This window comes from Oerskovia sp. Root22 (genome assembly GCF_001429135.1).
Classification (GTDB): Bacteria; Actinomycetota; Actinomycetes; order Actinomycetales; family Cellulomonadaceae; genus Oerskovia; species Oerskovia enterophila.
In genome coordinates this window covers 21732-35153 of the sequence record NZ_LMIL01000009.1, presented here as the reverse complement: position 1 = coordinate 35153, position 13422 = coordinate 21732, and the positions used below count along the sequence as shown (strand labels likewise).

Sequence of the window (13422 nt, the reverse complement as noted above, 5' to 3'; positions counted from 1 at the left end):
CGCCGGGCAGGTCACGGCTGCGTCACGGGCGGTCATGCGGTCTCACGCGCCGTCGTCGCCCGGGACGTCCGCGTCGTCGTCCCCGCCCTCGCCGACCGGGACCACGGCAGCCTGCTCGACGACGTCGGCCTCGGCGGCCTCACCGTCCAGGTCGGGCCGCGGGGTCCCCGGGGTGTAGTCCTCGGCGTCCTCGGGCGAGGGCGGCGGGTCGCCCTGCGACTCCTCCTCGACCAGGTTCGTGGGGACGTCGTCGGGGGTGACCAGCCCGGCGTCTCGCCAGGCCTCCGCTCCGGGCACGGTGCTCATGGGGGTGCTCCTCTCGCCGTCCCTCCATCGTCACCCGACCCGGCGCGACCCGCCAGCCCGTCCGGCGGGCAGGACCGCCCAGGTCACGTACGGCCAGCCCCCGAGCGCGCGGCGCACGGCCTTGCTCGGCTCCCCCGCGACGCGGGTGCCCGCCAGGAGGTCGGCGACCCGCACGCGGTGCAGCGCCCCGGACGACGGCTCGTAGACCGAGCACCAGCGACCCCCGTGCGCCGGTGTCCCGTCGTCCCCTCCCGCCTCGGCCTGAGGACCGCTCACCCCGGCCAGGAGCACGACGTGCCGCGGCACCGCGGTGGACCACCCGGTCCCGACGTCGCCGCCCGTGTACAGCGGCACCGGCACGCCCGCGGCCACGGACCGCAGCGCGCTCGCGAGCACCGGGTCCCCTGGCCCGCCGCCCGCGACGATCCGGTGCGTGAAGCGCACGTCCGCGTAGCGGGCGTCGCGTGCGGCCGTCCAGGGCGGCGTCCCGAGCCTGCCGGGCCACGGGAAGGGGCCGAGCGCGGCCCGCGTCGTGCGCGCCTTGAGGAGGCGCTGGAGCGCCTGGAACCGGCCCGACGACGTCTCGAGCTCCCGGGCGGTCGCGTCCACCTGGCCCTCGCTCACGACGAGCTCGCAGGCCCCTCGCGAGACGTCCGTCCCGGCGACGAGCCACAACGAGACCACCGGGTCCCCCGCCGCGGCCAGGACGGCCAGCACCGCGGACCCGCACGTCGTCTCGTCGACCTGGACGGCGCGGGCCCGGCCCAGCACGAGCGGTTCGGGGAAGCGCAGGTCCGGGCGCCCCGGGGCCGACCCCTGCCCCTGACCGACCAGTCGCCCGGCCGTCAGGTCGGGGCCGCCCGCGAGGTCACGGCGCTGGTCGGGCGCGACGGAGCGGCGGCGCAGCGGGTCGAGCACGTGCTCGCGCTCCCACGGGCGCAGCGACTCGATCATCGTGACGAGCCGGTCGGCGACCTGCCCCGGATGCCCCGCGCGCAGGGCGGCCCGACGGGCCGAGGAGGCTGCGGCGTCGGGCAGGGCATAGCGCCCCGACGGAGGCGGCAGGGGCAACGGACCCCGGCCCGCGCCCGCTGCGCGCAGGACCCGGGTGAGCTGGAGGTCGGCGAGGATCATCCGGACAGCCTGCCATCCTTCGCACACGTCGAGCGCCTCGCTCCTCGCACCGCCGCCCTCAGAGCAGCCGGACGAGCGCGCTCGCCGCGCCCAGCAGGCCCAGGACGCCCACGAGCGCGGCGACCCGGACCAGGAAACCCCACGACCTCAGACGGCCGTCCCGGGGCAGACCGCCCGACGGCGGCCGCAGGACCGCGGGCACGAGCGTCGCGACCGCGAGCGTCCCCGCGCACGCCGCGAGGACCGGCTGTCCCGCGCGCAGACCGGCCACCGCGAGCAGGATCGCGCCGATCACGACCGCGAGGACCGTGCGCTGCCAGGCCAGGGCCGTGCGCTCTGGCTGGAGCCCCGGGTCCCGGGTCGGCGGCGTCACCGCCGCCAGACCTCGGTGACCGCGTACCCGGCCACGAGCAGCGCGAGCACGACGACGCCCGCGACGAGCACGGGCAGACCGGTCGGGGACGGCAGCGGGTCGCCCCGGCGGATCGCCCGCTCGACGCGCTTCCAGGAGAGGAGCGCGTACCCCGCGAACCCGGCCCCCGTGAGGCAGGCCACCGCGGCGATCAGGTCGACGAACCCCGTGAGGTCCGCGAACGACGCGAACGACGTCAGCGCGACCCCGCCCGCGACCAGGCCGAGCCCCGTGCGTACCCAGGCCAACGCAGTGCGCTCGTTGGCCAGGCTGAAGCGGATGTCCGGCTCCTCGCCGACGCCGTAGACCGAACGGGGTCGGCGGTCGTCGGGCGGGGAGGCCTCCGGGTCGCGCGGTGCCGCGCCCCCCGAGGCCTCCCCCTCCGCCGTCATGTCAGGCGAGCCGGTCGAGGATCAGGGCCGGCGTCTCGACGACCGTGCCCGGGTCCGCGACGGCCCAGGCGCCCTCGAGCGCCTCGACCGCCCGGTCGAACCGCTCCGGGGTGTCGGTGTGGAGCGTGAGCAGGTGCTGCCCCTTGGTGACCACGTCGCCCGGCTTGGCGTGGATCTCGATCCCCGCCCCGGCCTGCACCGGGTCCTCCTTGCGGGCACGGCCCGCACCGAGGCGCCAGGCCGCGACCCCCACGCCGAACGCGTCGAGGTGCGAGAGGACGCCGTCGCGGTCGGCGACCACGTGCTCCTTCTCGCGCGCCACGGGAAGCGGAGCGCGGGCGTCGCCGCCCTGCTCCGCGATCATCTCGCGCCACTTGTCCATGGCCCGGCCGTTGGAGAGCGCGTGCCGCACCTCGTCCTCCGGGACGGGCCTGCCCGCCGCGTCGAGCATCTCGACCGCGAGCGCGACGGTCAGGTCGACGACGTCGCGCGGTCCTCCGCCGGAGAGCACGTCGAGCGTCTCGCGGACCTCGAGCGCGTTGCCTGCCGTCAGCCCCAGCGGGGTCGACATGTCGGTCAGCAGCGCGACCGTGCGGACGCCCGCGTCGGTGCCCAGGTCCACCATGGTCCGCGCGAGCTCGCGCGCCTGCTCGATGTCCTTCATGAACGCGCCCGAGCCGACCTTGACGTCCAGGACGAGCGCACCCGTGCCCTCGGCGATCTTCTTGCTCATGATCGAGGACGCGATGAGCGGGATCGCCTCGACCGTGGCCGTGACGTCGCGCAGCGCGTAGAGCTTGCGGTCGGCCGGGGCCAGCCCCGAGCCCGCCTGGCAGATGACGGCGCCCACGTGCTCGAGCTGGTTCATCATCTGCTCGTTCGTCAGGGCGGCGCGCCAGCCGGGGATGGACTCGAGCTTGTCGAGCGTGCCCCCCGTGTGCCCCAGACCGCGCCCCGAGAGCTGCGGCACCGCGACCCCGAACACCGCGACGAGCGGAGCGAGCGGCAACGTGATCTTGTCCCCCACGCCTCCCGTCGAGTGCTTGTCGGCCGTGGGACGCGAGAGCGCCGAGAAGTTCATGCGCTCGCCCGAGGCGATCATGGCCGCGGTCCAGCGCCCGATCTCCGTGCGGTCCATGCCGTTGAGCAGGATCGCCATGTTGAGGGCGGCCATCTGCTCCTCAGCCACGACACCGCGCGTGTAGGCGTCGATGACCCAGTCGATCTGCTCGGCCGACAGACGGCCCTTGTCCCGCTTGGTGCGGATGACGTCGACCGCGTCGAACGACTCGGTCTCCTTGTTCGGCAGCGCGCCGGAGGCGCCCACCGGAGTGCTCTGCGTGCTCATGCTCGCTCCACCAGATCTTCAGGCCCGAAAGCGTCGGGCAGCACATCGGTCATGGGCTTGATGCCACGGGTCGTCTCCACGAGCAGCCGGGGCCCGCCGTGCTCCCACAGGAGCTGGCGGCACCGTCCGCACGGCATGAGCACGTTGCCGTGCCCGTCGACGCAGGCGAACGCCACGAGGCGCCCGCCTCCGCTCCCGATCAGGTCGCTCACGAGCGAGCACTCGGCGCACAGCGTCACGCCGTACGCTGCGTTCTCGATGTTGGCGCCCGTGACCAGCCGGCCGTCGTCGACCAGCGCCGCGGCCCCGACCTTGAACGAGGAGTAGGGCGCGTACGCCTTCTCCATCGCGGCCCGGGCGGCGACCCGCAGGCCCTCCCAGTCGATCGTCGGTATCTCGTCGCTCATCCGGTCATCCCTTCACGTACGGTTCGCCCGCGGCAGCGGGCCCGCGCACGCGACCGACCAGGCCGGCGACCGCGAAGATCGTCACGACGTAGGGCAGCATGAGCATGAACTGGTTGGGGATCGGGGTCTCGAGGACGCCGAGCACCTGCTGCAGCTTGTCGGCGAACCCGAAGAGCAGCGCGGCGCCCAGGGCCCCCCACGGGCTCCAGCGACCCAGGATCATCGCGGCGAGCGCGATGTAGCCCTTGCCGGCCGTCATCTCCTGGCCGAACGCACCCACGGACCCGATCGTGAAGAACGCACCGCCGAGGCCCGCGACCATGGACCCGAGCAGGACGTTGCCCCACCGGGTGCGGTTGACGTTGATGCCGACCGTGTCCGCAGCCTGGGGGTACTCCCCGACCGAACGGACGCGCAGGCCCCAGCGGGTGCGGAAGAGCGCGATGCTGATGACGATGACCGCGACGTAGAGCAGGTACACGATGATCGACTGGCGGAACAGCACCGGGCCGATGATCGGGATCTCGGAGAGCAGCGGGATCGGGAGCGTCGGCAGGCGCGGCGGCGTGTTGAGCGTCGCGGGGTCGTTCTTGAGCACCGAGGAGAACAGGAAGCTCGTCAGGCCCACGGCGAACACGTTGAGCACCACACCGACGATGATCTGGTTCACGTGGTACTTGACCGTGAACAGCGCGAGCATCGCGCCGATGAGCAGCCCCGCGAGCGGAGCGGCGACCAGACCCACGTACGCGTTGCCCACGACCGAGGCGAGCACCGCAGCGCCGAAAGCGCCCGTGAGCAGCTGACCCTCGATCGCGATGTTGACGACGCCGGCCCGCTCGTTGAGCAGACCGCCGAGCGCACCGAACGCGAGCGGGACCGCGAGGAGCAGCGAGCCCTGCAGGAGGCTCACGATCGACGTGCTCTTGTCCGCGACGGCCCACACGAGGAACGTCAGGACCCACAGGACGCCGAAGACCGCGAGCACCCAGCGCCCGACCGGCTTGTCCGCGCGGACCCGCAAGGTCGCGTAGCCGGCCAGGAGCAGGCAGAGCACCGAGAGCACGATCGCGGTGGCCCGCGTGGGGAGCTCGACCGGGTCGAACTTGAGGAGGTCGGCCCCCGTGGAGATCCCGAAGGTCGTCACGGAACCGGCAGGTCCCAGGAGACCGAACAGGACGAACGAGAGCAGGCCGAAGACCCCGAGCGTGATGGGGACCTTCCAGCTGCGGGTCGCCGTCACGGCAGCGACCTGGGTACGCGGTGCGGCCATGGCGGTCATGCGCTGGCTCCCTTCACGACGACGGGGTTCGGGGCGGGCAGCCGGAAGATGGCCCGGACGAGCGGCGGGGCCGCGATGAAGAGCACGACGAGCGACTGGATGACCAGGACGATGTTGATCGACGTACCCGTCGAGGCCTCCATGGCCCGTCCACCCACGTTGAGCCCGGCGTACAGCAAGCCCGCGAAGAAGATGCCGAGCGGCTTGGACCTGCCCAGCAGGGCGACGGTGATCGCGTCGAACCCGATCGAACCGGCGATCCCGCCGGTCAGCGCCTTCTCCGTACCGAGGATCTGCACGGCGCCCGCGAGGCCCGCGAGGGCACCCGAGACGACCATGACGAGCACGAACGACGACGCCACTCCCATGCCTGCGGTCCGGGCGGCCTGCGGGTTGGAGCCCACCGCGCGGAACCGGAAGCCCCACGTCGAGCGGGACATGAGCCACCAGACGAAGACCGCGGCCAGGATCGCGACCAGGAAGCCCGCGTTGAGGCGGAACTGGTCGCCCAGGAGCAGCGGCAGCTGGGCCGTGTCCTTGACGCCCGGGCTCTTGGGCTGGTTGGAGCCCGGCCGGGTGAACGCGCTGGTCGTGAGGAACCACGCGACGAGGTAGAGCGCGACGTAGTTCAGCATGATCGTCACGATCACCTCGTGCGCGCCCGTACGGGCCTTGAGGAATCCGGCGATGCCGGCCCAGAAGCCACCGGCGAGCACGCCGCCGAGCAGCGCGAGCAGCAGGTGCAGGACGGGTGGCAGGTTCCAGGCGAAGCCCACGTAGCCGCCGATCGCAGCCCCCATGAGGACCTGCCCCTGCGCGCCGATGTTGAACAGGCCCGCACGGAAGCCGACGGCCACGCCGAGGGCCGCGATGATGAGCGGCGTCGAGACGGTCATGGTCTCGGTCAGCGAGCGGATGCCGCGGGCGAACGTCGGGGCCTCGTAGTTGTAGACCGCGCCGCGGAACATGGCCGAGTAGGCGTCAGCCACCGCGCTCCAGGCCGCACCGAAGAAGTCGGCGGGCTTGGCGAAGAGGTAGCTCGCGGCAGCCGTCACGTCGGGGTCTGTGACGATGATCAGGAGCCCGCCGATGACGAGCGCCAGGACGAACGCCAGGACGGTGACGCCGAACGGGCCCGTCGTGATCTCCCGGAAGGTCGCAGCCCAGCGGGCGTCGCTCGCGGGCTTCGCCGCGCGCGGCGCCTCGGGGGCCGGCTCCCCCGTCGCCGGAGGGACGGGCTGCTGGTCGGTCACTGGGTTGCTCCCGTCGTGTCGGTCTGGTCGGTCACCTGTGCGGTGGCCTCGTCGTAGGGCACGCCGGCCATCATGAGGCCGAGCACCTCGCGCGACGTCGTGGGCGGGACGAAACCCACGATGCGCCCGCGGTACATCACGGCGATGCGGTCGGCGAGCTCGACGACCTCGTCGAGCTCGGTCGAGACGATGATCACCGGGGTGCCGTTGTCGCGCTCCTGGACGATGCGGCGGTGCAGGAACTCGATGGACCCCACGTCCACGCCGCGCGTCGGCTGGCTCGCGATGAACAGCTTGAGCGGGCGTGAGAGCTCGCGCGCGAGGACGACCTTCTGCTGGTTGCCGCCCGAGAGCCGGCCGACCTCCTGACCGGGGCCCTGCGTGCGGATGTCGAACTCGCTGATGCGGTGCTCGGCGTTGCGCCGGATCTCCGGCAGGTTGAGCGCGATGCCCCGCGCGTACGGGGACTTGTCGTAGAGGTCGAGCACGAGGTTCTCCGCGACCGTGAAGTCGAGGACGAGCCCGTCGACCTTGCGGTCCTCGGGCACGAACCCGATCCCGGCGTCGAGGGCCGCGTCGGGCGAGAGCCCGCGCAGCTCCTTGCCGTGGAGCGCGATCGACCCCTCCGCGGAGGGCAGCAGCCCGAGGATGGCCTCGGTGAGCTCGGTCTGCCCGTTGCCCTGCACGCCCGCGACGGCGAGGATCTCGCCCTCTGCGACCGAGAACGAGACCCGGTCGACGACGGCCTGCCCGTTGGGCGCGAGGACCGTGAGGTCCGTGACCACGAAGGTCTCCTCACCGAGCTGCGGGGGTGCCTTGTCGAGACCGAGCGAGACCGAGCGCCCCACCATGAGCGACGCGAGCTCGGTCTCGGAGGCCGACGGCTCGGCCTTGCCGACGACCGCACCACGACGGATGACCGTGATGACGTCGGCGACGGCCTTGACCTCGCGCAGCTTGTGCGTGATGAAGACGATCGACGTGCCCGAGGCCTTGAGCTGTCGCATGATCTCGATCAGCTCGTCGGTCTCCTGCGGGGTCAGCACCGCGGTGGGTTCGTCGAGGATGAGGACCTTGGCCTCGCGTGCGAGCGCCTTGACGATCTCGACGCGCTGCTGCACGCCGACCGGCAGGTCCTCGACGACGGCGTCCGGGTCCAGGCCGAAGCCGAACCGCGCGGACAGGTCGCGCACCCGGGCACGGGCGGCCTCGAGGTCCAGGAACCCCCCGGCCTTGACGTCCTCGTGCCCGAGCATGACGTTCTCTGCGACGGTGAACACGGGCACGAGCATGAAGTGCTGGTGCACCATGCCGATCCCGGCGGCGAGCGCGTCGCCCGGTCCCCGGAAGGCGCGCTCCTCGTCGTCGAGCAGGATGGCGCCCGAGTCGGCCTGGTAGAGGCCGAACAGCACGTTCATCAGCGTGCTCTTGCCTGCGCCGTTCTCCCCGAGAAGGGCATGGATCTGCCCCGGTTCGATGACGAGGTCGATGTGGTCGTTGGCGACGAGCGGTCCGAACGACTTGGTGATACCGCGGAGCTCCAGCTTCACGTACGGTCCCTTCGATGCACAGGCAGCCTTGCCTGTGACGTTAGCCCAAGACTGGTCGAGCCGGCCCGGCGAGGATGCCGGGCCGGCTCGACCACGAGGTACAGCGTCAGGTCACGGCGAGCTCGGGGACTCCACGACGATGGTGCCGTCGATGATGTCCTTGCGGAGCTGGTCGATCTCGTCCTTGAGCTCCTGCGGGACCTTGGACTCGAAGTCGTGGTACGGCGCGATGTCCACGCCGCCGTTCTCGAGCGTGCCCACGTAGGGCTCGTTCGAGAACTCGTCCTCGGAGGCTGCGGTGATGACGTCCTCGACGCCCGCACCGATCTCCTTGAGGACCGAGGTCAGGATCAGGTCGCCCGAGTCGGGATTGGTCTCGAAGCCGTCGGCGTCGACCCAGATGACCGACACGTCGGTCGCGTCCTTGGCTGCGGCGAGCGTGCCGACACCGACCGGACCGGCGACGGGCATGATGATGTCCGCACCCTGGTCGATGAAGGTCTGCGTGAGCTGCTGGCCCTGGGACTGGTCCTCGAAGCCACCGGCGAACGAGCCGTTCTGCGACTCCTTGTTCCAGCCGAGGGTCTTGACGTCGGTGCCGTGCGTCTCGTTGTAGTTCGCGACGCCGTCGACGAAGCCGTCCATGAAGATCGTCACGGACGGGATCTGCAGACCGCCGTAGGTGGCGACCGTGCCCGTCTTGCTCATGCCCGCGGCGAGGTAGCCCGCGAGGAACGATGCCTGGGCGGTGTCGAAGCTGATGGGCTTGACGTTGTCGAGCTCGATCGTGTTGCCGTCAGCGTCTTGCGCCGTCGAGTCGACGATCGCGAAGTCGACGTCGGCGTTCGCCTGGGCCGCGTCGCCCGTGGCGGTCGCGAGCAGGAAGCCGACCGTGACGATGATGTTGCAGTTCTCGGAGATCAGGTTGTCGATGTTCGGAGCGAAGTTCGACTCCTCCTTCGACTCCGCCGTGGCGGTCTGGATGCCCAGGTTCTTCTCGGCAGCCATGAGGCCGTTGTAGCCCGACTCGTTGAAGGACTTGTCGTCGAACCCGCCGGCGTCGGACACCATGCAGGCCTTGAAGCTCGACTCGGAGCCTCCCGCCGTTCCCGTGCTGCCACCCTCGTCGGGCGCGCTGCCACATGCGGCCAGCGTCAGCGCGGCGACCGCCGCGAGCGCGGTCATCTGCGTTGCTCTCTTCACCATGAGCTCCTGTCGATCTCGTCGATGGCCTCACGGAGATGACCGGGACCCGCCCGCGCGCCGTTGCACGGGAAGGTCACGGAGTCCGTCGGCCTGTATGGATCGAACACTAGCCACGTCCAGGAATCGTGGACGTTACTTGCGGGTAACGACGCCGCTTCGTTATGGAAGCGTCATCTGGCGTCTCAGCCGTGGTCGTTCTCGGTCCACGGATCGGACACCTGGTTGTGTCGAGCAACCACGACGCTCCCTCGAGAGACGCCGCCACGGCTCCCGGGAGGCCCTCCCTCTCAGCCCAGCGCGACGCGCGCGAGCAGCCGGACCCCGGCACCGATCGCCGACTCGTCGATCTGCAGGTCGCCCTGGTGGATGTCGTAGGACCGGCCGCCGGGCGTCCGGGTCCCGAGCCGTGCCATGGCGCCCGGCACCTTGGTCAGGTACCAGGCGAAGTCCTCCCCACCGAGCGACTGCTCGGTCAGCAGCACCGAGGTCGGCCCGAGCACGTCGCGCGCGGCCGCCTCGAGGGCGCCCGTGCAGTCCTCGGCGTTCTCGACCGGCGGCACGCCGCGCGTGTGGTTCACGGTGACCTCGACCTCGTAGGGCGCGACGACCTGCTCGACCGCGTCGTGGAGCACCTGCCCCGCGAACTCCCAGGCCCGCACGTCGAGGCAGCGCAGCGTCCCCCGGACCGTCCCGGTGCTGGGGATCGCGTTGTGCGCCGACCCCGCGTGCACCGCACCCCACGTGAGGTTGACGCCCGAGCGCGGGTCGAGCCGGCGCCCGAGCACCGCCGGCACCTGGGTGATGACCTGGCCGAGCGCGTAGACGACGTCGCCCGTCAGGTGCGGCCGAGAGGTGTGCCCCCCGGGCGACGTGATGGTCACCGACACCTCGTCCGAGGCCGAGGTGATGGGTCCGATGCGCGTGCCGATCTGTCCCACGTCGACCTTGGGGTCGCAGTGGACCGCGTAGATCTCGTCGACCCCGTCGAGGCCGCCCTGCGCGATGACGTCGAGCGACCCTCCGGGCTGGACCTCCTCGGCGGGCTGGAAGATCAGCCGGACGGGGCGGGCGAGCTCCCCGCGTCGCGCGAGCTCGGCGAGGACCAGGCCGGCCCCGAGCACCACGGTCGTGTGGACGTCGTGGCCGCACGCGTGCGCGACCCCCGGGACGGTCGAGGCCCACGGCAGCTCGCAACGGTCCTGGAGCGGCAGCGCGTCGATGTCGGCGCGCAGCGCGACCCGGCCGCGCGTCTCGCCGTCGGGCCCCTCGGTGCCGCCGATGTCGCAGACCAGACCGGTGCCCTGCAGCAGGCGCGGCGAGAGCCCGGCTGCGCGCAGGCGGTCGGCGATCAGTGCCGTGGTGCGGGTCTCGGCCCGCGAGACCTCGGGGTGCGCGTGGATGTCGCGCCGGATCGCGACCAGCTCGTCCGCGAGCGACGCCGCGACGGCCGTGACATGGTCCCCCGCCCCGGTCCGCCCCCCGCCCGAGGGCAGCGACGGGGACCGGTCGTTCTGGATGCTCTCCTCAGGCGTGCTCACACGCCGAGACTATCGCCGACCCGTGCGGGTGGGGCGGGGGCGGCCACGCACCGGGACGGCGGGAAGCCTGCGCGGGCCGCGCTGCGCCGTCGGGCCGCGCGGGAGACCCGGCCCGCGGCCCGACGGCGCCGCTCGCCCGGGGCGCGAGCGCGCACCCCGGGCGAGCGGTGAGGAAAGGGGTCAGAGCAGCTCGTCGAGCCCGCGCTCGCGCACCGCGTCGACCATGGACTTGACCTGCTGCGCACGCGCCCGCGTCGTGACTAGGAGCGCGTCCGGTGTGTCGACGACCACGACGTCGTCGAGACCGAGGATCGTCACGACGCGCTCGCTCGCCGGGACGACGACCGAGCCCGCGCTCTCGAGCCGGACGACCCGACCGGCGTCCCCCAGGACCTTGGAGCCCGACTCGTCCGCTGCGGGCAGCAGGGCGGCGAGCGAGTTGAAGTCGCCCACGTCGTCCCAGCCGAAGTTGCCCGGCACCACCGCGACCCCGCCCACGGCGGCGACGGGCTCGGCGACCGCGTGGTCGATCGCGATCTTCTCGAGCCCGGGCCACTCGTCCGCGAGGACCCGGTCCCGCTCGGGCGTGTCCCAGGCCGCGGCGATCCGCCGCAGCCCGTCGTGGAGCTCGGGGCGCTGGTCGGCCAGGTGCCCGAGCAGGACCGAGGTCCGCGTGATGAACATGCCCGCGTTCCAGCGGTACTCCCCCGAACGCACGTAGCGCTGCGCGGTCAGGGCGTCGGGCTTCTCCGTGAAGCCCTCGGCGTGCAGACCCGTCGGCGCCCCCTCGAGGCCGAGCGACGCCCCGCTGCGGACGTAGCCGAAAGCGGTGGACGGCCTCGACGCCGCGATCCCGACCGTCACGACGTAGCCCGCCCGCGCCGCCTCCACACCCTCCCGGACGGCCTGCTCGAACGCCGCCTGCCCCGTGATGACCTGGTCGGCCGCGAACGAGCCGATCACCACGTCGCCGTGACGCTGCTCGAGGACCGCGGCCGCCAGCCCGATGGCGGCCATCGAGTCGCGGGGGGAGGGTTCGGCGAGCACCGAGTCCTCGTCGAGCCCTGGCAGCTGCGTCCTGGCCGAGGCCACGTGCTGGCGACCCGTGACCAGGACGATGCCCCCCTCGCCCGTCAGGGGCGCCAGGCGGTCGACCGTGGCCTGGAGGAGCGAGCGCCCGGTGCCCGCGAGGTCGAGCAGGAACTTGGGGTTGCCCCGCCGGGACAGAGGCCACAGCCGCGTCCCGGCCCCGCCCGCGGGGATCACGGCATAGAAGCCGGGGACGGCCCGGTCGTCCGTGGACGACCCACCAGGAGAAGGGGCAGGCGCAGGAGTGGTCGACATGCTAGGAAGCATAGTGACCACGGGTCGAGACGCCGCCCGGGGCGCCCGCGAGACCGGTCCTCGACAGTTCCCCGAAGCCATGTGGAATGAGTCACAATCCGGGGTGGGCAGGGCGCCTGGAAGCCCCGGCGGTCCGCAACCTGACGCCGATGTCACTATGGTGGAACCCCAGAGACGGATATCGACGGACTCCGGCGAGCCCTGGATCTGCCGCTCCTCCCGACTCCTCGGAGCCTCGGGACGGAGCGGTCGTGAACGGCCACCGGCGGACGACGTCGTCCAGCTCGATATCTCACCCCTGAACTCGCCACAGGAGGCCCCTAAAGTGCCCAGTGCACCTGCTGGCACGCTGTACCGCGGCCGTGAAGGCATGTGGTCGTGGGTCGCGCATCGCGTGACCGGCGTGCTCATCTTCTTCTTCCTCCTCGTGCACGTGCTGGACACAGCGCTGGTACGAGTCTCGCCCGAGGCGTACGACGCCGTGATCGGCACGTACAAGACCGTGATCATGGGACTCGGTGAGGCCGGCCTGGTCGCCGCCATCGTGTTCCACGCCTTCAACGGTGTCCGGATCATCCTCGTGGACTTCTGGGCCAAGGGCCCCAAGTACCAGCGCACCATGCTGTGGGTCGTCGTCGGTCTGTTCGCCGTGACCATGGCGGGCTTCCTGCCCCGCCACCTCATGAACGTCTTCGGAGGTGGGCACTGATGGGCACCACGACCACCAGCTCGCCCCTCGCGGCCCCCCGCGACCCGTACAAGCGCCAGAAGACGACGCGCTCGAACTACGAGCTGTACAGCTGGGTCTTCATGCGCGCCTCGGGCGTCGTGCTGATCGTCCTGATCTTCGGGCACCTCTTCGTGAACCTCATGGTCGGCGAGGGTGTCCACGCGATCGACTTCGGCTTCGTCGCCGGCAAGTGGGCCTCGCCGTTCTGGCAGGTCTGGGACCTCCTGATGCTCTGGCTCGCGATGATCCACGGCACCAACGGCGTCCGCACCATCATCAACGACTACGCCCAGCGCGACGGCACACGCATGGTCCTCAAGTGGGCCCTGTACCTGGCCTTCGTGATCGTCACCGTGCTCGGCACCCTCGTGGTCTTCACGTTCGACCCGTGCCCGCCGAACGCGCTGGACTACCAGCTCCCGTCGTTCTGCACCGCCTGACGGACCTGCCGGCCGACGTTCCCCCAGACGCCGCCTGACAGCCCCCGTCCCCCTTCCCACTCGTCACAGGAGGCATCGAC

General features: G+C 71.8%; 14 protein-coding genes. 2 read left to right on the top strand and 12 right to left on the bottom strand.

Going from position 1 to position 13422, the window contains the following annotated elements:
• Positions 1-42: 42 nt before the first annotated feature.
• The 12 genes from ASE15_RS10630 to ASE15_RS10575 form a co-directional block, all read right to left on the bottom strand.
• Positions 43-306, bottom strand: coding sequence for a hypothetical protein (locus ASE15_RS10630; protein ID WP_056650337.1), 264 nt, complete (start codon positions 304-306; stop codon positions 43-45).
• A gap of 30 nt (positions 307-336) precedes the next feature.
• Positions 337-1440, bottom strand: a complete 1104-nt coding sequence (locus ASE15_RS10625) for a hypothetical protein (RefSeq protein WP_056763283.1) — start codon at positions 1438-1440, stop codon at positions 337-339.
• A gap of 58 nt (positions 1441-1498) precedes the next feature.
• The gene (locus tag ASE15_RS10620; RefSeq protein ID WP_056650332.1) at positions 1499-1813 is read right to left on the bottom strand and encodes a DUF202 domain-containing protein; all 315 of its coding nucleotides are present in this window, start codon (positions 1811-1813) and stop codon (positions 1499-1501) included.
• Positions 1810-2244 (bottom strand): YidH family protein, encoded by a 435-nt coding sequence (locus ASE15_RS10615; RefSeq protein WP_056650329.1) that lies wholly within the window; start codon positions 2242-2244, stop codon positions 1810-1812. The genes ASE15_RS10620 and ASE15_RS10615 overlap by 4 nt, the downstream gene beginning before the upstream one ends.
• Position 2245: 1 nt before the next feature.
• Positions 2246-3592, bottom strand: coding sequence for a thymidine phosphorylase (locus tag ASE15_RS10610; protein ID WP_056650326.1), 1347 nt, complete (start codon positions 3590-3592; stop codon positions 2246-2248).
• The gene (locus ASE15_RS10605; protein ID WP_056763281.1) at positions 3589-3999 is read right to left on the bottom strand and encodes a cytidine deaminase; all 411 of its coding nucleotides are present in this window, start codon (positions 3997-3999) and stop codon (positions 3589-3591) included. Before ASE15_RS10605 ends, ASE15_RS10610 begins: the two co-directional genes overlap by 4 nt.
• A 4-nt stretch (positions 4000-4003) precedes the next feature.
• Positions 4004-5272 (bottom strand): ABC transporter permease, encoded by a 1269-nt coding sequence (locus tag ASE15_RS10600; RefSeq protein ID WP_056651346.1) that lies wholly within the window; start codon positions 5270-5272, stop codon positions 4004-4006.
• A 5-nt stretch (positions 5273-5277) separates the two neighbouring features.
• A complete protein-coding gene (locus tag ASE15_RS10595; protein ID WP_056763279.1) occupies positions 5278-6534 on the bottom strand; it encodes an ABC transporter permease in 1257 nt (418 codons plus the stop codon).
• Positions 6531-8084 (bottom strand): ABC transporter ATP-binding protein, encoded by a 1554-nt coding sequence (locus ASE15_RS10590; RefSeq protein ID WP_056650318.1) that lies wholly within the window; start codon positions 8082-8084, stop codon positions 6531-6533. The genes ASE15_RS10595 and ASE15_RS10590 overlap by 4 nt, the downstream gene beginning before the upstream one ends.
• 111 nt (positions 8085-8195) lie before the next feature.
• Positions 8196-9287 (bottom strand): BMP family protein, encoded by a 1092-nt coding sequence (locus tag ASE15_RS10585; protein WP_056651343.1) that lies wholly within the window; start codon positions 9285-9287, stop codon positions 8196-8198.
• Positions 9288-9577: 290 nt separating this feature from the next.
• Entirely contained in the window at positions 9578-10783 is a 1206-nt protein-coding gene (locus ASE15_RS10580; RefSeq protein WP_056651340.1) for an amidohydrolase, read from the bottom strand.
• A gap of 225 nt (positions 10784-11008) precedes the next feature.
• Positions 11009-12172 (bottom strand): mannose-1-phosphate guanylyltransferase, encoded by a 1164-nt coding sequence (locus tag ASE15_RS10575; RefSeq protein ID WP_056763277.1) that lies wholly within the window; start codon positions 12170-12172, stop codon positions 11009-11011.
• A 325-nt stretch (positions 12173-12497) separates the two neighbouring features.
• Here ASE15_RS10575 and sdhC point away from each other — a divergent pair, with 325 nt between their 5' ends.
• Positions 12498-12881: a succinate dehydrogenase, cytochrome b556 subunit gene (sdhC, locus tag ASE15_RS10570; RefSeq protein ID WP_082608862.1), complete on the top strand. Its 384-nt coding sequence runs from the start codon at positions 12498-12500 to the stop codon at positions 12879-12881.
• Positions 12881-13342, top strand: coding sequence for a succinate dehydrogenase hydrophobic membrane anchor subunit (locus tag ASE15_RS10565; RefSeq protein ID WP_056650313.1), 462 nt, complete (start codon positions 12881-12883; stop codon positions 13340-13342). Before sdhC ends, ASE15_RS10565 begins: the two co-directional genes overlap by 1 nt.
• Positions 13343-13422 lie beyond the last annotated feature (80 nt).